The organism is Cellulomonas sp. URHB0016, assembly GCF_054057935.1.
The window spans coordinates 330,964-353,558 of the sequence record NZ_JBSRZU010000001.1 but is presented as its reverse complement, the minus strand read 5'-3'; the positions used below and the strand labels follow the sequence as shown (position 1 = coordinate 353,558).

General features: G+C 73.2%; 21 protein-coding genes and 2 pseudogenes. 11 read left to right on the top strand and 12 right to left on the bottom strand.

Annotated elements, in window-relative coordinates:
* Positions 1 to 35: 35 nt before the first annotated feature.
* Positions 36 to 419 (bottom strand): hypothetical protein, encoded by a 384-nt coding sequence (locus tag ACVW07_RS01670; RefSeq protein ID WP_456817558.1) that lies wholly within the window; start codon positions 417 to 419, stop codon positions 36 to 38.
* Between the two features lie 145 nt (positions 420 to 564).
* On the opposite strand from ACVW07_RS01670, the gene ACVW07_RS01665 reads away from it, so the two are divergent.
* The 5 genes from ACVW07_RS01665 (at position 565) to ACVW07_RS01645 (ending at position 7,406) form a co-directional block, all read left to right on the top strand.
* Positions 565 to 2,421: a carboxypeptidase-like regulatory domain-containing protein gene (locus tag ACVW07_RS01665; RefSeq protein ID WP_456817557.1), complete on the top strand. Its 1,857-nt coding sequence runs from the start codon at positions 565 to 567 to the stop codon at positions 2,419 to 2,421.
* A 145-nt stretch (positions 2,422 to 2,566) separates the two neighbouring features.
* Positions 2,567 to 4,636: a thioredoxin domain-containing protein gene (locus ACVW07_RS01660; protein WP_456817556.1), complete on the top strand. Its 2,070-nt coding sequence runs from the start codon at positions 2,567 to 2,569 to the stop codon at positions 4,634 to 4,636.
* A 59-nt stretch (positions 4,637 to 4,695) separates the two neighbouring features.
* Entirely contained in the window at positions 4,696 to 6,060 is a 1,365-nt protein-coding gene (locus ACVW07_RS01655; RefSeq protein ID WP_456817555.1) for a ferredoxin reductase family protein, read from the top strand.
* Complete coding sequence (locus tag ACVW07_RS01650; protein WP_456817554.1) at positions 6,060 to 6,641, top strand: FMN-binding protein; 582 nt, start codon at positions 6,060 to 6,062, stop codon at positions 6,639 to 6,641. The genes ACVW07_RS01655 and ACVW07_RS01650 overlap by 1 nt, the downstream gene beginning before the upstream one ends.
* Positions 6,642 to 6,644: 3 nt before the next feature.
* The gene (locus ACVW07_RS01645; protein WP_456817553.1) at positions 6,645 to 7,406 is read left to right on the top strand and encodes an FAD:protein FMN transferase; all 762 of its coding nucleotides are present in this window, start codon (positions 6,645 to 6,647) and stop codon (positions 7,404 to 7,406) included.
* A gap of 32 nt (positions 7,407 to 7,438) precedes the next feature.
* Here ACVW07_RS01645 and ACVW07_RS01640 read toward each other — a convergent pair whose 3' ends face one another.
* From ACVW07_RS01640 to ACVW07_RS01625, 4 genes are all read right to left on the bottom strand, one after another.
* On the bottom strand, positions 7,439 to 8,023 hold the full coding sequence (locus ACVW07_RS01640) for an NADPH-dependent FMN reductase (protein ID WP_456817552.1): 585 nt from the start codon (positions 8,021 to 8,023) through the stop codon (positions 7,439 to 7,441).
* A 139-nt stretch (positions 8,024 to 8,162) separates the two neighbouring features.
* Positions 8,163 to 8,447, bottom strand: a complete 285-nt coding sequence (locus ACVW07_RS01635; protein ID WP_456817551.1) for a hypothetical protein — start codon at positions 8,445 to 8,447, stop codon at positions 8,163 to 8,165.
* Between the two features lie 197 nt (positions 8,448 to 8,644).
* Positions 8,645 to 9,190 carry an AMIN-like domain-containing (lipo)protein gene (locus ACVW07_RS01630; protein WP_456817550.1) on the bottom strand — a complete coding sequence of 182 codons (546 nt, stop codon included), beginning with the start codon at positions 9,188 to 9,190 and terminating at the stop codon, positions 8,645 to 8,647.
* A gap of 111 nt (positions 9,191 to 9,301) precedes the next feature.
* Entirely contained in the window at positions 9,302 to 9,814 is a 513-nt protein-coding gene (locus ACVW07_RS01625) for a COG4315 family predicted lipoprotein (protein WP_456817549.1), read from the bottom strand.
* Positions 9,815 to 10,008: 194 nt separating this feature from the next.
* Here ACVW07_RS01625 and ACVW07_RS01620 point away from each other — a divergent pair, with 194 nt between their 5' ends.
* Together ACVW07_RS01620 and ACVW07_RS01615 are read left to right on the top strand one after the other, a co-directional pair.
* The gene (locus ACVW07_RS01620) at positions 10,009 to 10,491 is read left to right on the top strand and encodes a sigma-70 family RNA polymerase sigma factor (RefSeq protein WP_456821008.1); all 483 of its coding nucleotides are present in this window, start codon (positions 10,009 to 10,011) and stop codon (positions 10,489 to 10,491) included.
* Positions 10,488 to 11,219: an anti-sigma factor family protein gene (locus ACVW07_RS01615; protein ID WP_456817548.1), complete on the top strand. Its 732-nt coding sequence runs from the start codon at positions 10,488 to 10,490 to the stop codon at positions 11,217 to 11,219. The genes ACVW07_RS01620 and ACVW07_RS01615 overlap by 4 nt, the downstream gene beginning before the upstream one ends.
* 31 nt (positions 11,220 to 11,250) lie before the next feature.
* Here ACVW07_RS01615 and ACVW07_RS01610 read toward each other — a convergent pair.
* From ACVW07_RS01610 to ACVW07_RS01595, 4 genes and pseudogenes are all read right to left on the bottom strand, one after another.
* Positions 11,251 to 11,597: pseudogene (locus tag ACVW07_RS01610) on the bottom strand (UBP-type zinc finger domain-containing protein).
* On the bottom strand, positions 11,594 to 13,033 hold the full coding sequence (locus ACVW07_RS01605; RefSeq protein WP_456817547.1) for an ATP-binding protein: 1,440 nt from the start codon (positions 13,031 to 13,033) through the stop codon (positions 11,594 to 11,596). The pseudogene ACVW07_RS01610 and the gene ACVW07_RS01605 overlap by 4 nt, the downstream one beginning before the upstream one ends.
* Positions 13,030 to 14,709, bottom strand: coding sequence for an FAD-dependent oxidoreductase (locus ACVW07_RS01600; protein ID WP_456817546.1), 1,680 nt, complete (start codon positions 14,707 to 14,709; stop codon positions 13,030 to 13,032). Before ACVW07_RS01600 ends, ACVW07_RS01605 begins: the two co-directional genes overlap by 4 nt.
* 52 nt (positions 14,710 to 14,761) lie before the next feature.
* A complete protein-coding gene (locus ACVW07_RS01595) occupies positions 14,762 to 15,736 on the bottom strand; it encodes a pirin family protein (RefSeq protein WP_456817545.1) in 975 nt (324 codons plus the stop codon).
* A gap of 92 nt (positions 15,737 to 15,828) precedes the next feature.
* On the opposite strand from ACVW07_RS01595, the gene ACVW07_RS01590 reads away from it, so the two are divergent.
* The 3 genes from ACVW07_RS01590 to ACVW07_RS01580 are packed head-to-tail and all read left to right on the top strand — an operon-like array spanning position 15,829 to position 17,304.
* Complete coding sequence (locus ACVW07_RS01590; RefSeq protein ID WP_456817544.1) at positions 15,829 to 16,347, top strand: RNA polymerase sigma factor; 519 nt, start codon at positions 15,829 to 15,831, stop codon at positions 16,345 to 16,347.
* 14 nt (positions 16,348 to 16,361) lie between these two features.
* The gene (locus ACVW07_RS01585) at positions 16,362 to 16,934 is read left to right on the top strand and encodes a methylated-DNA--[protein]-cysteine S-methyltransferase (RefSeq protein WP_456821007.1); all 573 of its coding nucleotides are present in this window, start codon (positions 16,362 to 16,364) and stop codon (positions 16,932 to 16,934) included.
* 10 nt (positions 16,935 to 16,944) lie between these two features.
* Positions 16,945 to 17,304, top strand: a complete 360-nt coding sequence (locus ACVW07_RS01580; protein WP_456817543.1) for a DUF2277 domain-containing protein — start codon at positions 16,945 to 16,947, stop codon at positions 17,302 to 17,304.
* An 86-nt stretch (positions 17,305 to 17,390) separates the two neighbouring features.
* Here the strand turns inward: ACVW07_RS01580 and ACVW07_RS01575 are convergent, their stop codons facing one another.
* From ACVW07_RS01575 to ACVW07_RS01565, 3 genes and pseudogenes are all read right to left on the bottom strand, one after another.
* Positions 17,391 to 17,699: a hypothetical protein gene (locus ACVW07_RS01575; RefSeq protein ID WP_456817542.1), complete on the bottom strand. Its 309-nt coding sequence runs from the start codon at positions 17,697 to 17,699 to the stop codon at positions 17,391 to 17,393.
* 2 nt (positions 17,700 to 17,701) lie between these two features.
* Positions 17,702 to 19,148: pseudogene (gene mqo / locus ACVW07_RS01570) on the bottom strand (malate dehydrogenase (quinone)).
* Between the two features lie 175 nt (positions 19,149 to 19,323).
* On the bottom strand, positions 19,324 to 22,164 hold the full coding sequence (locus tag ACVW07_RS01565) for a cellulose binding domain-containing protein (protein ID WP_456817541.1): 2,841 nt from the start codon (positions 22,162 to 22,164) through the stop codon (positions 19,324 to 19,326).
* A 208-nt stretch (positions 22,165 to 22,372) separates the two neighbouring features.
* On the opposite strand from ACVW07_RS01565, the gene ACVW07_RS01560 reads away from it, so the two are divergent.
* The gene (locus ACVW07_RS01560) at positions 22,373 to 22,579 is read left to right on the top strand and encodes a hypothetical protein (RefSeq protein ID WP_456817540.1); all 207 of its coding nucleotides are present in this window, start codon (positions 22,373 to 22,375) and stop codon (positions 22,577 to 22,579) included.
* Positions 22,580 to 22,595: the final 16 nt, after the last annotated feature.

Below are 22,595 nucleotides of genomic sequence, written 5' to 3'. Positions count from 1 at the left end.
CCCCAAGGTCCGCCGGCGGGGGTCAGCCGGCGGGGTCAGCCGGCGGCGTCGGTACCGAGCCGGTTCAGCGCGAGCGCCTGGCTGGCCCCGAACGCCGCGACGTCCAGGGCGATCGCGAGGACGGAGAGGAGGACGAGAACCCCTGCCGCGGTGATCGAGAACGCCGTGATCCCCGCCGCGGCGACGAGGTTCGCGACCGTCACGACCCGCAGCGCGGCCCGCAACGACACCGAGGCCGCCATCCACGCCACCGCGGCACCCCAGATCACGACGGCCCCGCCGACGGCCCCGACAACCGGTGCGGGTAACGACACGACCGGCGCGACGGACCGTGCGGCGACGACGAGCACGGCACCGAGCACCGCGCAGTACAGCGCATCCATCCGGAGACTGAGCAGCCCGAGCCCGCGACCTGTCATGGCCACCAGCCTACGAGCGACGGGCCTCACCGGGGAGCGTCCCTGGGCCACGTGCGAGCACACCGCCGTATCTCCGTCTGCGCGGGACGCTCCTCAGGCCCAGGCGAGCACACCGACGTGCCCGCGTGAGCAGGGGGTGGGGACGATGGCCTACGAGATCCGCGGTGCGCTGTGGGGCACGTTGTGCCGGGACGACAAGGAGCCGCTCGCCGGGCTGGAGCTGCGCGCGTACCGCTCCACCGGGGACCGGAGCACCGAACGAGCGGTGGCGCCCGACAAGGAGACCTTCCACGAGGTCGTCGACGGTGAGCGCCCCGACGCGCCGCTCGCCGTCGCCGTCGTCGACGCCGCGGGGAGGTACGTGCTGCGCATCGACGACCGGACGTACGACGGCACGGCCCTCGACCTCGACCTCTACTGCGCGACGCCGCCGCGGCCGAAGCGCGACCCCGACGCCGAGCCGCGGCAGTTCGCGATCACGACCCTGCAGCCTCGGTGGAAGCAGACCGGGAAGGGCTTCCTCGCGGCGTGGGAGTACGCCCTGCCACAGCGGTACTGGTGCCACATCCTGGGGCTCCTCGGGATCTGGACGATCAGCGGTCACGTGACGACGTGCGACGACAGGACGCCGATCCCCGGCGCCGTGGTCACGGCGTTCGACGCCGACTGGCTCCAGGACGACCCGCTCGGCAGCGCGACGACCGACGGCTCCGGCCACTACGTGCTGACCTACCTCGCGTCGAGCTTCCGCAAGACGCCGTTCTCGCCCTACGTCAACGTCGAGCTGACCGAGGGACCGGACGTGTACGTGACCGTGGAGCTCGGCGGTCAGCCGATCATCACCGAGACCCAGGCCGACGGTCGGGCCAAGGGCCGCCAGAACGTCGGGCACTGCTTCTGCCTCGACCTGTGCACCGACAAGGTGGTGGGCGGTCCGGAGAACGACCCGCACTGGCAGCAGGTGGAGGTCTTCGACATCCACCCGGGCAACGGCCTGCCCGGCTCGACGTTCGACTCGCTCGGGTACGCGGACCCAGCCGGCGGCGCCTACGTGTTCGGTGGCACCGTGACGCTGCGCGGCAACTGCCCGCTCACGTCGCTCGCCACGGGGCACCCGCTGAAGTACCGGTTCCTGGTCGGCGAGTACACGTGGACGGGCGGCACCGAGGACCCCGCCAGCCCGCCGACCGTCGCGCCGGCCACCCTCACGCCCGTCACCGCGGCGGTCGCCGGCACGTTGGTCGGGTACGTGTTCTACCCGGACGGCAACGGCGCCTCGCAGTCGGCTCCCGTCGTCGTGACCTCGGGTGACGTCGACGCGGACGGCTTCGTGCGGGTCGACGGCAAAGCGGTGACCGTGCCGATGTTCAACCCGCCCGGGTCGACCGCCGTGGTGAACGTGAGCGGCTCCAACTTCCTGCGGACGTTCGACCTCCTGGCACTCAACACCGTGGCGGTCACCGCGGTGCACCCGCTGAAGAAGCCGGGCGGCCTGCCGATCGCGCAGGCCGGTGAGTCGCTCCCCACGAACCAGCAGGAGCCGGTGCGCCGGTACCGCGTGCAGTTCGAGGTGCGCGACGCGGTCACCGACATTCCGCTGTACATCGACCAGCTGGAGTCGATCGTCTTCGACAACTCGCCCGTCGTGTCCGCGCTGGACCTCGAGGAGCTGCGGCTCAACGGCTGTAACCCGCTGTCGGGTGCGACCTCGATCCACCTCCTGCACACGGTCGACCACCCGCACCTGCGCAGCTTCACGGTCACGATCAACAACAACGGCGGAACCGTGCACTCGCCGCCCCAGACCCCCGCGGGCGCCTTCTCGACCGGGGTGTACTCCTTCCGCGGCGGAGCGTCCGGTCCGCACAACGGCTCAGGTACCGGAGGGCTCGCGATCGACGTGTCTGCCGACCCGGCGTGCGCCTACGCCGTGAACCTGAGCTGGATCACGCGTCGGTACCTCGACACGACGGGCCACCTGCAGCGGCTGTACTGCCACTGATGCGACGTCCCGTGGACCCGGCTGCACCCGGGTCCACGGGACCAGGCGTGGAATCGGACACCGGCAGCGGCTCCACCGTCGATACCACGGTGGACCGGACTCGCCGCGGTCGCCGGGAACGGCAATGTGGCCGACCCTGGCTGACGTGCCCAACCGACTCGCCTCCGCCACGAGCCCCTACCTCCAGCAGCACGCCGACAACCCCGTCGACTGGCTCGAGTGGGGGAGCGAGGCGTTCGAGGAGGCTGCCCGGCGCGACGTCCCGGTGCTGGTCTCGGTCGGGTACTCGGCTTGCCACTGGTGCCACGTGATGGCCCACGAGTCCTTCGAGGACCCGGTGGTCGCCGCGTTCATGAACGAGCACTTCGTGTGCGTGAAGGTCGACCGTGAGGAGCGGCCCGACGTCGACGCCGTGTACATGGCGGCCACCCAGGCGACGACCGGGTCGGGCGGCTGGCCGATGACGGTGTTCACGACCCCCGCAGGCGAGCCGTTCTTCTGCGGCACGTACTTCCCGCCCCGCAGGCTCGCGCAGGTCCCCTCGTTCTCCGAGGTCCTCGCCGGCATGGCCGCGGCGTGGCGGTCCCGGCGTGACGACGTCACCGAGAGCGCGCAGGCGGTCACGGAGGCCCTCTCGGCGCGGACGACCGGGGACACGACCCTGACCGCGCGGTACGAGGACGTGGTCACGGACGCGCTCGCCACGCTGGCGGCGACGTTCGACGACGAGCACGGAGGGTTCGGGGGCGCGCCCAAGTTCCCGCCGTCCACGGTGCTCGAGTGGCTGCTGCGGCACCACGGGCGCACCGGTGACCCACAGGCGCTCGCCATGGCCGGGGGGACGATCGAGGCGATGGTCCGCGGCGGGATCTACGACCAGGTGGGCGGCGGCTTCGCGCGGTACGCCGTCGACGCGACCTGGACCGTGCCGCACTTCGAGAAGATGCTCTACGACAACGCCCTCCTCCTGCGGGTGCTCGTGCACGCGTGGAGGATCACCGGCTCCGACCTCGCTGCGCGGGCCGCGACCGGCACCGCCGACTGGCTCCTGGCCGACCTCCGCACCCCGCAGGGCGGGCTGGCGTCCTCCCTCGACGCCGACTCCGAGGGGCACGAGGGCACGTACTACGTGTGGACGCCGGTGCAGCTGCGCGACGCTCTCGGTGAGGACGACGCCGCGTGGGCCGCGCCCCTTCTCGGGGTGACGAGGGAGGGGACGTTCGAGCACGGCTCCTCGGTGCTGCGCCGGGACGCCGGGGCCGACGACCCCGGACGTCTTGACGACGTCCTCGTCCGGCTCGCCGCGGCCCGCGAGCGACGCACCCGGCCGGCCCGCGACGACAAGGTGGTCTCCGGGTGGAACGGTCTCGCGGTCGCCGCCCTCGCCGAGGCGGGCGCGCTGCTGGACCGGCCGGACCTGCTGGACGCCGCCGTCGAGGTCGCGCGCCTGCTCGTGGACACCCACACCTGGAAGGCGGACGACGGCTCGACACGGCTCGTGCGCGCCTCGCGCGACGGGGTCGCCGGACCGGCACCGGGCGTCCTCGAGGACTACGGGAACGTCGCCGAAGGCCTCCTGGCCCTGGCCGCCGTGACGGGCGACCACCGCTGGTCCACCGTGGCCGGCGACCTCCTGGACACCGTCCTCACGCACTTCGCCGCGGACGACGGCGGGCTCGAGGACACCGCCGACGACGAGACCGACGCCGTGGTCGCCCGGGTCGGCCGTCCCCGCGACGCCGCGGACGGCCCCACGCCGTCCGGGCAGGCGGCCGCCGGCGGCGCGCTCCTCACGTACTCCGCGCTCACGGGGTCTGCTCGCCACCGCGAGGCGGCCGAGGGTGCCCTGCGCGGGCCGCTGGCCATCGCGGCGCGGTACCCCCGGGCCGCCGGTGCAGCGCTCGCCGTGGTCGAGGCCCTGGTCGACGGGCCCCGGGAGGTCGCGGTCGTCGGGCCGGACCACGACCAGCGCACCGACGCCCTGCACGGCGTCGCCCTGCGGTCCGCCGCACCCGGTCTCGTCGTGGCGCGGGGCGAACCCGGCGGTGCCGGCCACCGGCCCCCGCTGCTCCGCGACCGCCCCCTCGTCGACGGCGCACCCGCCGCCTACGTGTGCCGGGGGTTCGTCTGCGACCGGCCCACGACGAGCCCGCTCCGGCTCGCCGCGCAGCTCAGCCGCCCAGGCGGCGACCGGTTGCCTCGCGGCGACGGCTGACAGGGACACCATGGCGGCCTCCCAGGCCGCGTCCAGGTACGGTCCGCACGCTGGTGGCCATGAGCACGACGACGCAGGACGCGGGCCTCCGAGCCGCCGTCGCCGCGCGGCCGGTCCCGCGCCGGCCGTTCCCGGCTGCGCGGTGCGTCGTCGCGGCCGGCTGCCTCGCGGTCATCGTCCTGTGGTGGCTCGGGACGCCGGCCACTACCGGTGACACGCCGGGCGGCGCCCTGACCGGCCTCGGGGAGCTCGCCGGCCTGCTGGCGTCGTTCCTCGTGTGCGTGCAGCTCCTCCTGGTGGCGCGGGTGCCGTGGTTCGAGCGCTCCGTCGGCCTCGACCGGCTCGTGTCCTGGCACCGCTCGCTCGGCACGACCGTCGTGCTCCTCGTCGTCACCCACGTGGTGCTGATGGTGATCGGCGGCGCCCTGCTCGACACGCTCACGGCCTGGGCGGAGGTGCCCAGCGCGCTCGCCCGGCAGCCCTACCTCTGGTCCGCGGCCGCCGGGACGGCCCTCTTCGTCGTGGCCGGTGTCTCCAGCGCCCGGGCTGCCCGCAGCAGGCTCTCGTACGAGGCGTGGTTCGCGCTGCACCTGACCACCTATGTGGGCATCTATCTCGCGTTCGCGCACCAGGTCACGGGCGGCCCCCACTTCGTCAGCTCGCCCCTGGCACGGTCGGCCTGGGTGCTGCTCTACGCAGCGACCGCGGCCGCGATCCTGACGTGGCGCGTCGTGCTGCCGCTGGTCGTCCACCGGCGCCACCGGCTGCGGGTCGCGGCCGTCGTGCCCGAGGCTCAGGGGCTCACGAGCGTGTGGCTCACGGGCCGCGACGTGGCGGGGCTGGCCGCCCGTGGTGGCCAGTTCTTCCTCGTGCGCTTCCTCACCAGGGGCCACTGGGGAACCGCACACCCGTACTCCCTGTCGATGGTGCCGACCTCCGACCACCTCCGCTTCACGGTCGGCGCGCTGGGCGACCACTCTGCCGCGGTGGGGCGTCTCCGGCCGGGCACGCCCGTGCTCGTCGAGGGACCGTTCGGGCGCTTCACCGCCCAGCGGGCGACCGCACCCAAGGTGCTCCTCGTCGCGGGCGGTGCCGGCGTCGGGCCGGTGCGCGCTCTTGCGGAGGACCTGCTGCGTGACGGGCACGACCTCGTCGTCCTCCACCGGGCTCACGCCATCGAGTCGCTCGGCCTGGCCGCCGAGTTCACCCCGTCCGCCGCGCTGCGGTACGTGCCGCTCCCAGGTCGCCGCGCCGAGCTCGGGTACGACCCGCTGCACCCGTCGTCGCTCCGCCTGCTCGTCCCGGACGTGGCGGATCGGGACGTGTTCGTCTGCGGCCCCGACGGCATGGTGGCGGCGGTCGTCGCTGCGGCACGCGAGCTGGGCGTCCCCCGCGATTCGATCCATCGAGAGGAGCTGACCTGATGTCGACGACCCGGTGGCGAGGGACGATGGTCTACACCGGGGCCCTCGCGGCCATCGGGGCCGCAGGGTTCGCGCGGTTCGTCCTGGCTCCGGACGACCCTCCGGCGTCCAGCCTCGGGTCCGAGGTGGCGCCCGGTGTGCCCGACGGCTCGGCCGGCACCTCCGGCGGGGCGACGGCGTCTCCCGGGACGCCGTCCTCCGGTTCGGTCGCGCCGGACAGCGCCGGGTCGGACAGCGCCGCGCCGAACGGCGCCGCGCCGGACAGCGGCGGGTCGGGCACCGGCGGGTCGGGCAGTAGCTCCGCCGACACCGTGACGATCGTCGGAGCGGTCGAGCAGACCCGGTACGGGGACGTGCAGGTCGCCGTGACGTTCCAGGGCGACCGCATCACGGACGTCCAGACGCTGCAGGCGCCCGACCGTGACCGCAGGGACCAGCAGATCTCGTCCATGGCCGTCCCGGTCCTCGCGCAGGAGGTGCTCGACGCGCAGACCGCACGCGTGGACACCGTGTCCGGCGCCACGTACACGTCGGAGGGATACCTCGCGTCGGTGCAGTCCGCGATCGACCAGCGGGGCTGACCGGTGCGCCACGTCGAGGTCGTGATGGGCGTCCCCATGTCGGTCCATGTGCCGATGCCGGCGGACCCCCGGGGGGCGGAGCGCGCGGTCCTTGCGGCGTTCGGGCGCCTCCACCAGGCCGACCGCCGGTTCAGCCGGTTCCGTGCGGACAGCGAGGTGAGCAGGCTCGCCCGGGGTGAGGTGTCGCCACGGGGCATGAGTGCGGACCTCGTGGAGGTGCTGGCCGTCGCCGAACACGCCCGGCGCGCCTCGGGTGGCGCGTTCACGGTCCGTCGCGCGGACGGGACCCTGGACACCGACGGCGTGGTCAAGGGATGGGCGGCGCAGCGCGCCGCGGACGTGCTGGTCGGCGCAGGCGTCGCCGCGTTCTGCCTCAACGCGGGCGGTGACGTGGTCACGCGCGGCGGTCCGGCCCGGGGCCGGGGCTGGCGCGTCGGGGTACGCGACCCGGCGGACCCGCTCCGGTTCCTCGCGGTGGTGGAGCAGCACGACGGCGCGGTCGCCACGTCGGGGACGTACGAACGGGGCGCCCACGTGTGGGACGGCCGGACGGGGGAGGCGGCGACCGGTCTGCGGTCGGCGACGGTCCTCGCGGGCGACCTGGTGACGGCGGACGTCCTGGCCACCTCCGTGCTGGCCCTCGGCCTCGACGGCGTGGGTTGGGCCCGCGGGCACGGCGCGGCCGCCGTGGTCGCTGTGGCCGACGACGGACGGGTCGTGGCCGACCGCGGGGGGATCCGGCTCCTGTCCCGCGATGGCCGGTGAGCATCGAGGAGGAACGACGACGACGGGCCGCGTCAGCCTTCGTCGCCGATGTGGCCGGGCGCGGTGACCGACAGCACCCGCTCCACGAACGCCGCGTACTCCTCGATGTAGTGCCGCAGGAATGCCGCCGTCCTCTCGTCGGTCACCGACCCGTCGTCCGCGTAGTGCTCGGGCCGGAACGCGAGGTACACCTCCGGCGAGTTGAGCTGCGGAGCGTTCAGGAAGCTGAGGACGCTGCGCATCGAGGACTGCATGACGGCGGTCCCGATCGGCCCGACCGACGCCCCGACGATCCCGGTGGGCTTGCGGGCGAACGAGTTGGAACCCCATGGGCGGGAGCCCCAGTCGATCGCGTTCTTCAGGGCCCCGGGAATGGACCGGTTGTACTCCGGGGACACGAACAGGATGCCGTCCGACGCCCCGACGGCCTCCTTGAGCGCACGCGCCGCGGGCGGGAAGTCGTCGTCGAAGTCCGGGCTGTACAGCGGCAGGTCCCGGATCGGGATCTCGACGAACTCGAGCTCGGGCGGCGCCAGTGCGACGAGCGCCCGCGCGAGGCGCCGGTTGATGGAGCCGGCGGACAGGCTCCCGACGAAGTAGCCGATGCGGTACGCCACGACAGGTCCTCCTCGACGGTCGGTGTCCGTCCATCGTGCGCCGTGGCCCGCCCGCACGCGCGAGGACGTGGTCCGGGCGACGCGCAGGACGTCGAGCGAAGGTGAGGTGGGAGGCCGACCGCTTCCGCTGCGGCCGCGCTCAGCGGTAGGAGCGCTCGTCCCGGTCCTCGTCGCCCCCGACGGCACCTCGCACGGGCGGCTCCGGCGCGAGCACCCGGTCGAGCTGCCGGGCGCACTGGACGAACACGTAGCCCAGCAGCGCCACGACCATCGCGAGGCAGAGCGAGACGCTCTTCGCGACCAGGTCGTGGACGACGAACGTGCACATCAGGGGTACGACTGCGATCGCGAAGGCGAAGTAGCCCCGCATCCAGAACGTGTCCCGGCGGGACTGGAGCTCGGACTTCATCGAGATGCTCGTCATCGGTGGCCTCTGCAGGGTCGGGCGGTGCGGCTGTCCCGCGTCCTGCCCATCGGTCGGCAGCGTCCACATTCGAGCCGGATGCGACGCCGATTCGAGGCGGTCGGCGTCGGGACACGAGGCGGAGCGGGCCGGTACCCCGGCCCGCTCCGGCTCGTGGCACGGCAGCAGCCGCCGCGCTGCAGGACGGCCCGGCGTCCTCACCACCGATGGGCGACGTCGACGACGAGACGTGAGCCCGACCCTGGCCCGGCCAGGACGAGCACGCGGAACGGCAACCGTGCGCGCACGCCCAGGCCGACCGAGGTGTACCCCTCGAACGACCCGGCCCACACGACCTGGCGGAAGGTGCGGTACCCGGCCACGTCGGTCAGCTCGTTCAGGTCCGCCGGGGCGTACGTCGGGCTCCCGGACTCGTCGTACGCGGGGTCGTTGACGGTGACCTCGATCGCGGCGCCGCCACGCGTCGGCACCACCGCACCTGAGGCGTCCTGCGTGACCGCAGCGACGTACCGCACCGTGTAGCCGCCGGCGGGTCCCGCCAGGTCGAGCACGAGCCGGTCGTAGCAGGTGTGCCGGCCGGTCCGCACGGAGGTCACCGGTGCGACGGACAGCCCCGGGGACGACTTCTCCAGGGAGCCCCAGACGATCCCGCAGTAGGGGGCCGCCGCGACAGGCGACGCCGGGACGAGCAGCAGAGCGAGTCCCATGAGGACCACGGACCAGATCGATGTCGAACGCCTCATCACGCACCTCGAGTAGGTCGCTCCTCGGGCCGGATGTCGGAGTTGTCCAGAATAGTCCCCGTACAGGTGGCCGAGCGGGTGAACCTGTGGCCGGCCGCCGCGGCTCGGCGGTCAGTCGTCGTCGACCTCGGAGCCGTCAGGGGCAAGGACGTACCAGACGTCGTTGACGCCCTGGCCCAGCACGTCGCCGGGAGCCATGTCCTGGGCGTAGGTGTAGACGGGCCGGCCGTCGACCGTGATCTGCTTGCGCCCGTCGGCCGTCGGGATCGTCCCGACCTCGGCCGTCACGCCGTCGACGCTGGGGGTGTCCGACTCGCTGACGATCGCCGGCCAGGCGGCGGCGCACTGGTCGACGCACGCGCTCGTGCCGGAGTCCTTGACGTCCTTGAGGAAGTAGTAGGCGGTCATGCCCTTGCCGTCGACGACGATCGTGCCGAGCGAGGAGTCGGCGGTGGACAGGTCCGCGGTCATGGCTGTCCCCGACGGGGGCGCGGACTCCGCGGTCGTCGGGCTCGAGCTGACGGCGTCGTCCTCCGAACCCGAGCCGGACGAGCAGCCGGCGAGTGCCAGGGCGCCGAGCGCCGAGACGACGAGGCCGACGAAGACGGTGCGTGTGCGTCGCATGAGAGCTCCTCCAATGGGTGCCGGGGAGGCGCCGTCCGGGCCTGCCCCTGCGGTGTGCGGTCACGAGGACCACGGGTGGCGAGGGCCGGAGGTTCACGTTCTGCCGGGATTGAACCGAACGGGAGCCGGCACCGTTGAGGAAGGTGGTGGAGGACGAAGGAGGCGGCGAGGTGGGCGACGGACCCGACGCGCTCATGCGTGCGCTCCACGACGCCTACGCCCGGCCGCTCCACCACTACGTCATGCGCCTGACGGGCGACCACGCGCTTGCCGAGGACGTGGTCCAGGAGGCGATGGTGCGGGCCTGGAAGCACCCCGAGGTGCTGGAGCGTGAGCAGGGTGCCACCCGTGCGTGGCTGTTCACGGTGGCCCGCAACCTCGTCGTCGACGACCGCCGGAGCGCCCGGCACGTGCGCGAGCGCAGCACCGATCTCGCGCCCGAGGTCGCCGAGCCCGACAGGACGCAGGCGGTGCTCGACTCGTGGCTGGTGGCAGACGCGTTGGAGCAGCTGTCGGCCGAGCACCGGGGCGTCGTGGTCGGTGCGTACTACCGGGGACGGTCGGTGGCTGAGCTGGCCCACGAGCACGGCATCCCGGAGGGCACGGTCAAGTCACGGCTGCACTACGCGTTGCGAGCCATGCGGCTCGCGCTGCAGGAAAGGGGAGTGACGTCATGAGCGGCCGCGAGCCGACGCCGGACGGACGCAGCGACGACGTCTTCCGTGAGTGGGACGCCGCCTACGTCCTGGGCGCCCTGAGCGCGTCCGACCGGCGCGCCTACGAGCAGCATCTGCGTGCCTGCGACTCCTGCCGGGCGGGTGTCGGCGACCTGGCCGGGATGCCGGCACTGCTGCGCACCGTCCCCGCCGACGAGGTGCGGGACGAGGTGGGGTCCGCCGACGCCTCGGTGGTGGACCTGCACGCGGTCGCCCACGCGGTGCGCGGGCAGCGGCGTCGGCGGCGCGTGCTGCTCGTCGGCGCGGCCGCGGCGCTCGTCGTCGCGGGCGGCAGCGCCGGTGTGCTCCTCGACCGGGCGGCCTCGCCGGCCGCCCCGCCCGTGAGCGCCGTGACCCGCCTCGACCTCGAGCCGGTGGGCACGCTCGACGTGAGCGCCGACCTCACGCTCCAGGCCAAGGGGTGGGGCACGCGGATCGACTGGTCCTGCACGTACCCCTCCGGTGCCACCGGCCGGGGCTACGGTGACGGCGACGCCGCGAACGGTCCGGTCTACGAGCTCGTCGTGGTCGACGACGACGGCACGAGCACGGTGGTCGCCACGTGGGTCGCGCACAGCACCCGGGCCCGAGGGCTGGGCGCGTCGTCGAGCATCACCATGGCCGACATCGCGGAGGTACAGATCCGGATCCGCGGTGCCCAGGCGCCGGTGGCCAGCGCGCAGACCTGACCCGCACCGGGCGAGACGGTGCCCGGCGGGGTCACCGGTGGATCCGGGACCGCCAGTCGTCCGGGACGCGGTCACGAGGCGCCGGAGACCCCTGGTCGACGGGCCGGTGCTGCGGTTCGGCGAGGTCCGGGCCGGCGCCGTACGCGTCGGCGGCGTAGTCCCACCACCAGTCCTCGCCCGGCTCGAACGTCCGCATCAGGGGATGGCCGGTCTCGCGCCAGTGCGCGGTCGCGTGCCGGGCGGGCGACGTGTCGCAGCACCCCACGTGCCCGCAGGCGGCGCACCGTCGCAGATGGACCCACCAGCCTCCGTCGGCTTCGCACTCGACGCAGCCGGGGTGCCGCTGGGCGGGACGGTGGGATCGATCGTCGCGGTCATGCGGTGGGTCCTTGCGTGAGGGAGCGGGGGAGGCGGACGCGGAAGCGGGTGTCGCCCGGCACCGACGTGACCGACAGGTCCCCGTGGTGCTTGCCGACGACGATGCGCCAGGAGATGTCCAGGCCAAGCCCGGTCCCGGAGCCGACCGGCTTGGTGGTGAAGAACGGCTCGAAGATCCGCCCCAGGACCTCCGGCGGGATGCCGGCACCGGTGTCGGCGACCTCGACCTCCACCCAGTCGTCGACCGTGCGGGTGGTCAGGGTCAGGGTGCCGTGCCCGTCCATCGCCTGGACGGCGTTGTCGATCAGGTTCGTCCAGACCTGGTTGAGCTCGGCGGCGTACACGGGGATCCTCGGCAGCGCCGGGTCGTAGTGCCGGACCACCGCGATCCCGGGACCCGTCCGCTGCTCGAGCATCGTGAGGCTCGAGTCGAGCAGCTCGTGCAGGTCGGCGACCTGGTCGGGCGCTCGCCCGATCTGGGAGTACTGCTTGGCGGCCCCGACGAGCGCGGAGATCCGGCCCGTGGCGTCCTCGACCTCGTTCATGAGCTGCTCGGTCTCCAGGGTGTACGCGAGCCACCGGACCGCACCCTCGAGGACCTCCGGGCCGACGAGCTGCGCGACGTGCTCGAGCCACTCGGTACCGAGCCCGGCCGCGACGAGCACGGGAGCGATCTCCCAGCCGGCGGTGAGGCCGTGCCCGTCCATCCAGTCGGCGAGCTCGTCCTCGCGGTCGGAGACCTCCAGCGGCGTGAGCGCCGCGTCCCCGCGCCCGGCGGCGAGCGCGTCGACCGCCTTCTCCTGCAGCGCGACGAGCGTCGCGAGCGTCTCCCGGTCGTACGGGCCGGCCGCGACCAGCGCGAGCTTGTGGCGCATCCCGGCGACCCGCTGACGCAACGTGGCCGTCGCCCGGCTCGCGGCCGCCGCCGGGTTGTTCAGCTCGTGGGTCAGGCCGGCGGAGAGCGACCCCAGGGCGAGCAGCCGCTCACGCTGGCCGATCGCCTGCTGCGCCTTGCTCTGGCCGAAGAACAGGCCCTCGAGCAGGTGGACCGCCATCGGGAACCACTCGTTCATGAGCGTCGCGAAGTCCGCGGCGGCCAGCACGTAGAACCGCGACGGCTGCAGGACGCGCAGCGACTGGACGTAGGTCTGCGCCCGGTCGCCGAGGTACGCGGCCCAGGCGCCCGCGTACACGCCACGCTGGGTGCTGCGGCTGACCTCGACGTCGTCATCACCGACCCGTCGGTACAGCGCCACGCCACCGTCCTGAAGCACGTAGAACGAGGTGGCGTCCTCCCCCTCGCGGTACAGCATCCCGGGCGGCACGAGCTCGACGTGACCGTGGGTGCAGAGCCAGGTCAGCTGCTCGTCGGTCAGCTTCTCGAACAGGAACAGGCTGCGCAGCTCGTCGATGTCGCACGGCAGGAAGGTGGTCATAGCTGCTCCAGGTAGCGGTGCACGAGCATGACGGCCATCGCGCCCTCGCCGACCGCGGACGCGACGCGCTTGGCGGACTCGGCGCGCACGTCGCCCGCCGCGAAGACGCCCGGGACGCTGGTCTCCAGGTGGTACGGCGGCCGGTCGAGCGGCCAGGACGCGGGCACGCGCCCGTCCACCAGGAGGTCGGGTCCGGCCCGGACGAACCCGTGCTCGTCGCGGGCGAGCGTCCCGTCCAGCCACCCGGTGTGCGGTGCGGCGCCGATGAACACGAACAACCACCCGGTGTCCACGGTCTGCTCGGCGCCGGTGTCGCAGTCCCGGAGCACGAGCCGTTCCAGGTGGCCGTCGCCGACGGCCTCGACGACCTCGGTGCGCGCCAGCACGTCGACCCGGTCGTTGTCGGTGATCTGCTCGACCAGGTAGTGCGACATCGAGGCGTCCAGCGACGCTCCCCGGACCACCAGCGTCACCGACCTCGCCGTCCGGGACAGGAACATCGCGGCCTGCCCCGCCGAGTTCGCCCCGCCCACCACGTACACGTGGTGGTCCCGGCACGCGGGTGCCTCGGTCAGGGCGGAGCCGTAGTACACGCCGCTGCCGGTCAGGGCCCTGAAGCCCGGCCCGTCGAGCTCCCGGTACGCGACACCCGACGCGAGGATCACCGTGTGCGCGCCCACGCTGGTCCCGTCCGCGAACCGCACGGCCCGGGCCGACCCGGCGACCTCCAGCCCGACGGCGTCGCGCGTCATCACGATCTCGGCGCCGAACTTCAGCGCCTGACGGCGGGCCCGCTCCGTCAGCTGCGCCCCCGACACGCCGTCCGGGAAGCCCAGGTAGTTCTCGATCCGTGAGCTCTGGCCGGCCTGACCGCCCGTGGCGGTCCGCTCGACCAGCGCGGTCCGCAGGCCCTCCGACGCCCCGTACAGCGCCGCGCTCAGGCCGGCCGGCCCACCCCCGACCACCACGAGGTCGTAGAACTCGGCCGCGGGGTCCACGCTCAGCCCGACGCGTGCCGCCACCTCCGCGTCGGTCGGCGCCACCAGGACCTCGCCGTCCGTCGTTACGACGACCGGCACCGCGTGCTCGTCCACCCCCGCCGCCTCCAGCAGCCGCCGTCCCTCCGGGGTCTCCGACGAGAACCACCGGTAGGGCACCTGGTTGCGGGCCAGGAACTCCCGCAACGCCGACGACCGCGCCGACCACCGGTGCCCCACCACCTTCGCCTCGGCCACCGGACGGGGGGCCGACGCCGACCACGCCTCCAGCTGGGCGTCCAGCACGGGGTACAGCTTCTCCTCGGGCGGGTCCCACGGCTTGAGCAGGTAGTGGTCGAGGTCCACCACGTTGACCGCATCGATCGCCACGTCCGTGTCCGCGTAGGCGGTGAGCAGCACCCTCCTGGCCTGCGGGTACAGGTCCATGGCGTGCTCGAGGAACTCGATGCCGCTCATCCCCGGCATCCGGTGGTCGGCCACCAGCACCGCCGCCTGCTCCCCGCGCAGCTTCAGCTCCCGGAGCACGTCCATGCCGGCTTCACCCGACTCCGCGCGGACCACCCGGTACTCGTCCCCGTAGCGGCGCCGCAGGTCCCGCGCCACCGAGCGCGAGACGGCGGGGTCGTCGTCGACGGTGAGGATCGCCGGGCGCAGGGTGGGGGAGCCGCTCGTCAGCATGGACACCTCTCGTCGGTCCTGGAGCGTCGGCCGGCGGGCCGGCGCGCGCTCCTCATCCGGGCCTGCGCCGACGCGGCCGGAGCTGGATGTTCGGCAGCTCGGGGGCGGGGATCCGCGCGCCGTCGTGGCCGGCCACCTCTCCGAAACGGTCAGCGCGGTCAGGCGATTCCCACGCCGTCCGGGCCTCGGCCACCTCGGCGTGCGTCCGCCTGACGAAGTTCCACCACATCACCACGTCGTGGCCGAACGGCGCACCGCCCAGGAGCAGCAGCCGGGCGCCCGCCCCCGAGCCGGGCGCCGCTCGCAGCGACACGTGGTCACGCCCGTCGCCCAGGTACAGCAACCCGCCCGGTCCGTGCGTGGTGCCCGCCACGTCGACGGCCCCGGCCAGCACCAGCACCGCGTGCTCGAACCCCGGCCGCACCGGCAGATCCACGGGGCCACCCACCTCGACGGCCACGTCGGCGCCCACCAGCGGCGAGTGCACCCGCGCAGCAGACACCACACCGCCCACGTCGCCCACCATCACGGTCGCCCGCACACGCGGCGCCTCCCACACCGGCAGCTCCTCCACCTGCTGGAACTCCGCCGGCCCGCCCGCCGGCCCGTCCGGCAACGCCACCCACAGCTGCACCGCGTGGAGCAACGGCCCGGCACCCACCGAGACCTCGGAGTGCGCCACCCCCCGCCCGGCCGTCATGACATTCAGCTGTCCCGGCCGCACCACCACGTCCGACCCCACGCTGTCACGGTGCCGGATCTCACCCGCGACCGGCCAGGTGACCGTCTGCAGCCCGACGTGCGGGTGAGGCAGCACCCGCATGTCGACGTGCTGCGGACCGAACTCGTCGAGGAAGCACCACGCCCCGACCAGTGCCAGCCCGCGCTGCGGCAGCGTCCGGCGCACCTGCATCCCGCGGATCCCCCCGAGCGGCACCTCACGCGCGTCGTACCGCTCCACCACGGGGCCGCGCGGCTCGACGGCCCCGCACAGCTCCTCGTCGGGACGGGTGTCGAGGTTGGTCATGCCCTCACTCTGCCTCCCCGGTGCACGAGCGCGGCAGATCCTGCCCACGAACCTCACGAACGCGGCCGCCCGCACGTCTGCACACTGTGACCGTGAAGGAACCGTTCGACCGTGTGGTGCAGACCCACGGCGCCACCGTGCTCCGCGTCTGCCGCGCCGTCGTCGGCCCGGTCGACGCCGACGACGCCTGGTCGGAGACCTTCCTCTCGGCCCTGCGCGCCTATCCCGACCTGCCCGACGACGCGAACGTCCAGGCGTGGCTCGTCACCATCGCCCACCGCAAGGCCGTCGACGTGATCCGCCGCGCCTCCCGCCAGGCTGTGCCCGTCGCCGAGCTCCCGGACACCGCTGCTCCGGTCCTCGCCAGGGACCTCGACCTGTGGGCCGCGCTCGCCGCCCTGCCGACCAAGCAGCGCCACGCCGTGGCGTACCACCACCTGGCGGGTCTGCCCTACGACGACGTCGCGGCGGTGCTCGGCGGCACCGCCGCGGCCGCCCGACGCGCCGCCGCCGACGGCGTCGCCACCCTCCGCCGCACGTATGCCGGCACCCTCCCGACGACCCGACCCCACCACGGGCACCCCCCGGCACCGGAAGGAGCCACCCGGTGACCACCACCGACGACATGACGGACCTCGAGCGCCTCGGCACCCGGCTCGCGACGGCGGCACTCGCCGACGGCACCCTCGACGTCGCGTACCGCACGGTCGACAGCCCGGTCGGCCCGCTGCTGCTCGCCCGCACGCCTGTGGGTATCGTCCGGGTCGCCTTCGCCGTGCAGGACCACGACGTGGTGCTGCAGTCGCTCGCCGACACCATCAGTCCCCGCGTGCTGCGTGCCGCGGCCCCGCTCGACGACGTGGTCCGTGAGCTCGACGAGTACTTCGCCGGCCGCCGGCGCACGTTCGACGTGCCGCTCGACCTGCGGCTCCTGCGCGGCTTCCGCCGGTCGGTCGTCGAGCACCTGCCGGGCATCGCGTACGGGAGGACCGCGACCTACGCGGCCGTCGCCGCCGCCGCCGGGAGCCCTCGGGCCGTCCGCGCCGTCGGCACGGCGTGCGCGCTCAACCCCCTGCCCCTCGTGCTCCCGTGCCACCGGGTGGTGCGCTCGGACGGCAGCCCTGGCCGGTACGCGGGCGGCGACGACGCCAAGCGGACGCTGCTGGCGCTGGAGACGGGGCCCAGGGCGGCGGCGTAGCGTCGGCCGTATGTGCCGGAACATCACGACGCTGCGCGGGCTCGAGCCGCCCGCGACGTCCGAGGAGATCGAGGCCGCTGCGCGGCAGTACGTCCGCAAGGTGACGGGGGTGCAGCAGCTGAGCGACGCGACCCGCGACCCGTTCGAGGCGGCCGTCGCCGAGGTCGCGGCCATCACGGCCCGGCTCCTCGACGAGCTCCCGGAGCGGCGTCAGCCGCCGGCGACGGTGCCGCCGCTCCGCCGGCCCGAGGTGCAGGCCCGCATCGCCGCCCGGGTGGCGGCCCGCGAGGAGCATGAACGGGCGCACGATCTGGGCCTTCCGCACACGCACGAGGAGGACGACGACCTGCACCCGGCTGCCGTGCACTGAGCAGACGACATCAGAGACCTCACGCCGGACGGCGCAGCACACCGGGCGGCACCGAGACGTGCGCCGAGCGGTGCTCGACCCCCTCGTCAGGCGACCGGGGCGCCCGCGTCCTGCGCGAGCGGCCAGCCGACGAGCCGGGGGATCCCGTCGGGCGCCACCGCGGCGAGCGCCAGGAACCGGGCCTCCGCGCGGTGCAGGCGGATGTGCTCGTCGAGCGACCAGGTCGGGCCGTTGGTGAGCGTCATCCCGCACGCGCAGGTGATGGTGACCCGCCCGTCGGGCGTGGTCGTCACCTGGCCGACCGTGGTGTGCTCGGTGGCCGCACGCACCTTCGCGTGACGCATCGGTGCGCTGACCGGGACGGACGCCGTGATCTCCTCGTCCGTCGGGGTCATCGTCACCTCTCGCTGTGCATCTCGGTGTGCATCCGGGTGTGCACGGCCTGGTCGACCAGCTGGTCGAAGGAATCGTCCCACTCGCCGCCGAGGCTCGGCATCATCGCGTGCAGCTGGCCGCGCCATACGTCCTGGCGCTCGGGGAAGCAGCGCTCGAGGAGGTCGAGCATCGTCGCGACGGCGGTGGAGGCGCCCGGGGACGCGCCGAGGAGCCCGGCGATCGAGCCGTCGGCTGCCGTGACGAGCTCCGTGCCGAACTCCAGCACGCCGCCCTTGGTGGGGTGCTTCTTGATGACCTGGACACGCTGACCGGCGGTGATGAGCTCCCAGTCGCGGGGGTGAGCGGTCGGCATGAAGGCGCGCAGCGTGCGCAGCCGGTCGGTGTCCGAGGCGGTGACCTCGCCGACGAGGTACTTCACGAGGTCGAGGTTCTTCAGGCCCACCGCGAGCATCGGCACGATGTTCCCCGGCCGGATCGAGCGCGCCAGGTCGAGCCACGAGCCGTGCTTGAGGAACTTCATGCTCCAGCCGGCGTACGGGCCGAACATGAGCGCGGTGCCGCCGTCGACGACGCGGGTGTCGAGGTGGGGCACGGACATGGGCGGGGCGCCGATGTCGGCCTTGCCGTACACCTTGGCCTGGTGCTGGGCGACGATGTCGGGGTTGGTGGTCCGCAGGAACTGCCCGCTGATGGGGAACCCGCCGAAGCCCTTGGCCTCGGGGATGCCCGACCGCTGCAGGAGCTGCAGGGCGCCGCCGCCCGCGCCGATGAAGACGAACCGGGCGCGCACCTTCCGAGCGCGCCGGACACCGTTCCACCGCAGGTCCTTGACCGTCAGGCGCCAGGAGCCGTCGGGCTCGCCGCCGCAGCCGCCTGACCTCGCTCTCGGTGACGAGACGGGCGCCCCGGGAGACCGCGTCGTCGAGCATCGAGCGCGTCAGGGCGCCGAAGTCGACGTCCGTACCGGAGGGGGCACGCGTCGCGGCGACGGCCTCCGACGGGTCGCGGTCCGCGACGAGCAGGGGAGCCCACTGCGCGATCTGCGCGGGGTCGTCGCTGAACTCCAGGTCGGAGAAGAGCGGGTGCCGGCGCAGCGTCTCCCAGCGGCGGCGCAGGTAGTCCACGTTCGACTCGCCGCGCACGAACGTCATGTGCGGCGTGGTCGAGAGGAAGTCCGTGCCGCCGGGGAGCCGGTCGTGCGTCGCGAGGTGGTGCCAGAGCTCGCGCGAGAGCTCGAACTGCTCGTTGATCGTGACGGCCTTCGTGATGTCGATGGTGCCGTCCGGGCGCTCGGGCGTGTAGTTCAGCTCGCAGAGCGCGGCGTGCCCGGTGCCCGCGTTGTTCCACGGGTTCGAGCTCTCCTGCGCGGGGCCGCTGCGGCGCTCGTGGATCTCCACCGTCCAGGTGGGCTCAAGCGTCGTGAGGAGCGCGGCGAGCGTGGCGCTCATGATCCCGCCGCCGACGAGGACGACGTCCACCTGATCTTCGCGTGCTGGCACGATCTCGATCGTATGTTGACGTCGAGAATCTCCACGGCGAGGGAGCTGTGATCTTGATTACGTCCCATGACTGCGGGGCGGGACACCGCTCCGGTGCCCGCCCCGCAGCCCTCCGGTCATCGGGTCACGAGCCACACACCTGACCGTTGAGCGTGAAGCTCGCCGGCTTCGGGTTCTGGCCGGAGTGGGAGCCGTTGAACCCGAGCTCGACGCTTCCCTTGGCCGGGATCGTGCCGTTCCAGGGCGCGTTCGTCACGGTGACAGCGGCACCGGACTGGCTGAACGTGCCCGACCAGCCGCTGGTGACCTGCTGCCCCGCCGAGAGCTGGAAGGTCAGCTTCCAGCCGGCGATCGCCGCCGTGCCCGCGTTGGTGACCTTCACCGAGGCCGTGAAACCGGTCGGCCAGTCCGAGGTGGTGTAGCTGACCTTGCAGCCGCTCGGGACGGTCGTGGCCGTCGGCGTCGGCGTGGGGGTCGCCGTCGGGGTGACGGTCGGGGTGGGAGTCGGAGTCGGAGTAGGCGTGATGGTCGGTGTCGCCGTGGGCGTCGGTGTCGGGCTGACCGTCGGTGTCACCGTCGGGGAGACGGTGGGCGTCGGGGTCGTCGTGGGGTCCGTCCCCGTGAGGTTCCCTACGACGACGCCACGACCGTTGGTGCCCACGTACACGCGGCCGTACACGTCCGGGTCACCCGAGATGGTCTCGTTGGTGCGGCCCCACTGGTGCTGGTCGTCGTTGATGCGGACCCAGGACGCACCCGCGTCGATGGACCGGAAGATGCCACGGACCCCGCCGATCTTCGCGGAGCTGTAGAGCGCCGGGTAGGACGTGCCGGGTGCAGCCTTGCCGAACCCGATCGTGTCGGCCTCGCCGACGCTGCTCAGCTTCGTGAAGGACGCCCCGCTGTCGGTGGAGTGCCACAGCCCGTAGGTCGCGCCGGTCTCGCCGCCCGCGAGCCAGATGTCGCCCTCACGACCGAACACCGCGCCGAACCGCGCCGCCGTGGTCGGCAGGCCTGCGGCCGAGGATGCCGAGAACGTGGCGCCGCCGTCGGTCGAGACGTAGAACGTGCCGCCCGACCACGCGTAGAACTTCAGCGGGTTGACGCGGTCGGACTCGACGCGGGCCCCGATCGGGACCCCGGTCGACCTGGTCCAGCTCGACCCGGTCGTCGTCGAGACGTGCACGCCGGCACCCGCCGGGCTCCACACGATCCGGCTGCCGTCGGCCGCCATCGCGACCGTGCCCGCGCCGGTGACGCCGGACGGCTCCTGACCTGCCCACCACGAGCTCCCGCCCGAGGTGGAGACGCCGATCCGGGACACGCCGGCGTCGGCGTTGCCCACCCGCACCATCGTCGCCGGCTGCTTCTCGGCGAAGTCGATGCCCAGCTCCGAGGAGTGCACGGGCGCGGTGCCGATCGACTTCGAGGGCACCTTGGTGATGTCGGTGTGCACGAACCCGGCGATGTCGCCCAGGGCCGACAGCAGCTCGGTCGAGCCCGGGGGAGCGGCGAGGTCGAGCACCGCCGTCTCCTCGAGGCCCTGCGCCTTCACGCCGATGGACACCTTGCCGCCGGTGTCCCAGGCCGTCAGGTTCGACCCGCCGTAGATCGTGGCGCCGGTGCCGTACATGAAGCTGTTCGAGTCGAACGGGTCGATCTCGAAGGACTCCGTCATCCAGCCGAGCTTCGGGCTCGTCTCGGGGGCGACGGCCTGCTTGCCGAAGTCGAGCCAGGGCGCCCCGGAGATGTCCTGGGTGTACCGGTCGGTGCGGCTCGGGTAGCCGGCGAAGTCCCAGATGCGGGACCACGTGGCGCCCCGGTCGGTGGACCGGTAGACGATGATGTCCGGCCACCAGGAGATCTGCGTGACGGCCATGATCGTGTCGGGATGCTGACGGTCGATCGTCAGGCCGCTGTAGCCGTAGTACTGGTCGCTGCTGGTCGACGGCAGGGGCGAGATGTTCGTCCACGCGCCGGTGGCCGCGTCGAGCCGCCAGAGGTCTCCGTGGCCGCCGTCGTACGGGCCGCCGGTGTCGCTCGTCGCGACGTAGAGCTGCTTCCCCTTGGCGTCGAAGACACCCTTGTGCGGGAGGAACCCGGTCGGCTGCCCGGCCACACGCGACCAGGTCACGCCCGCGTCGGTGGACCGGTAGACGTTGTTCTCCTTGTCGGCGACACCGACGTAGATGGTCTTGGTGGGCGACCCCTTGGTGCCGCTCGTCGGGTCGAACGTGACCCAGACGACGCCCTGGTTGCCGGTGAGGTAGCCGTTCGCGTCGTTCGGGTCCGCCACGTAGTTGCCGGCGTTCGGGAACGCGGTGACCTTGGCCCACGTGACGCCCGAGTCGGTGCTCCGCCACAGGCCGTTGCCGCCCTCGGTGCCGAGGTATAGGACCCGGTTGTCGTTGGGGTCGACCTGGAGGCGCTCACCCATCCCGCGGCCGGGCATGTTACCGCCCACCTTGAACGGCAGGGCGGTCTTCTTCCACGTGGCGCCGCGGTCCGACGACCGCAGGATGGCGCCGTTGTTCGGGTCCCAGCTGTTCGTGTACATGCCGGCCGCGACGTAGACGTTGTCCGGGTTCACCGGGTCGGTCGCGAGGCTGAGAACGCCGTTGTGCCCCCAGTCGTCCCACCCGACACCGTCGAGCAGCGGCACCCAGCGCTTCGTCGACTGGTCCAGGCGATAGGCGCCGCCGATGTCGGTCCGTGCGTACACCAGACCCTTCTCCGACGGGTTGTAGACGATGCCGGGGACGAAGCCGCCGCCGACGATCTCGACGTTGCCCCACGAGTACGCGGGTGCGGCGGCGGTCGCCGGGGATGCCGTGAGGAGACCGGCGGGGACGAGGCTGACCGCGAGGACGGCGGCGAGCCCGGCGGCAGCGGTCGCTCGGGTGGCCCGGGTGCTGTGGCGCGTGAGCGCCTCGACCTCGCGGCGAGGATGGACGGGGACGCGCATCCGCTGCACTCCTTCATCGGGGGAACGCCCCGACGACGTCCGCCGGGGCGCTGGTGACCGCTGCGCGCGGCAGGGGCGTAGCCGTCGCTGCCAGCGGTCGCGGGGACGCTATCGAAGCGCTTCGAACGCCCGGCAGTGGGCGAAAGGTTTATGAACACCCCTCGGACGGGGTGTGCAGTCGCGCCCTCGGCGGGGTAGAACCGACACCATGAGCCGCGACCGCGACCTGACGTCCGATCCTGCCGTCGAGCACCTCGCCGACCCGGTGCTCCCTGAGGCGCAGCTCGCCGCTGCGGACGCACGGTCGGGTGGTGACGCCCTGCGCGCCCCGCGGTCGCTGCTCGCCGTCGAGCTGGCCCCGGACGACGAGGCGATCGCGAGCCTCGAGGACTGGGACGACCCACAGCGCCTCTAGGCCGTCACCCGGTTCA

Excerpts from the sequence above, each read along its gene's own strand:
- ACVW07_RS01600 (WP_456817546.1), bottom strand. The coding sequence starts at position 14,709 with ATGCTGACGAGCGGCTCCCCCACCCTGCGCCCGGCGATCCTCACCGTC.
- ACVW07_RS01625 (WP_456817549.1), bottom strand. The coding sequence starts at position 9,814 with ATGCGACGCACACGCACCGTCTTCGTCGGCCTCGTCGTCTCGGCGCTC.
- ACVW07_RS01605 (WP_456817547.1), bottom strand. The coding sequence starts at position 13,033 with ATGACCACCTTCCTGCCGTGCGACATCGACGAGCTGCGCAGCCTGTTC.
- ACVW07_RS01565 (WP_456817541.1), bottom strand. The coding sequence starts at position 22,164 with ATGCGCGTCCCCGTCCATCCTCGCCGCGAGGTCGAGGCGCTCACGCGC.
- ACVW07_RS01655 (WP_456817555.1), top strand. The coding sequence starts at position 4,696 with ATGAGCACGACGACGCAGGACGCGGGCCTCCGAGCCGCCGTCGCCGCG.
- ACVW07_RS01560 (WP_456817540.1), top strand. The coding sequence starts at position 22,373 with ATGAGCCGCGACCGCGACCTGACGTCCGATCCTGCCGTCGAGCACCTC.
- ACVW07_RS01670 (WP_456817558.1), bottom strand. The coding sequence starts at position 419 with ATGACAGGTCGCGGGCTCGGGCTGCTCAGTCTCCGGATGGATGCGCTG.
- ACVW07_RS01575 (WP_456817542.1), bottom strand. The coding sequence starts at position 17,699 with ATGACCCCGACGGACGAGGAGATCACGGCGTCCGTCCCGGTCAGCGCA.
- ACVW07_RS01665 (WP_456817557.1), top strand. The coding sequence starts at position 565 with ATGGCCTACGAGATCCGCGGTGCGCTGTGGGGCACGTTGTGCCGGGAC.
- ACVW07_RS01630 (WP_456817550.1), bottom strand. The coding sequence starts at position 9,190 with ATGAGGCGTTCGACATCGATCTGGTCCGTGGTCCTCATGGGACTCGCT.
- ACVW07_RS01580 (WP_456817543.1), top strand. The coding sequence starts at position 16,945 with ATGTGCCGGAACATCACGACGCTGCGCGGGCTCGAGCCGCCCGCGACG.
- ACVW07_RS01615 (WP_456817548.1), top strand. The coding sequence starts at position 10,488 with ATGAGCGGCCGCGAGCCGACGCCGGACGGACGCAGCGACGACGTCTTC.
- ACVW07_RS01620 (WP_456821008.1), top strand. The coding sequence starts at position 10,009 with ATGCGTGCGCTCCACGACGCCTACGCCCGGCCGCTCCACCACTACGTC.
- ACVW07_RS01650 (WP_456817554.1), top strand. The coding sequence starts at position 6,060 with ATGTCGACGACCCGGTGGCGAGGGACGATGGTCTACACCGGGGCCCTC.
- ACVW07_RS01595 (WP_456817545.1), bottom strand. The coding sequence starts at position 15,736 with ATGACCAACCTCGACACCCGTCCCGACGAGGAGCTGTGCGGGGCCGTC.
- ACVW07_RS01635 (WP_456817551.1), bottom strand. The coding sequence starts at position 8,447 with ATGACGAGCATCTCGATGAAGTCCGAGCTCCAGTCCCGCCGGGACACG.
- ACVW07_RS01585 (WP_456821007.1), top strand. The coding sequence starts at position 16,362 with ATGACGGACCTCGAGCGCCTCGGCACCCGGCTCGCGACGGCGGCACTC.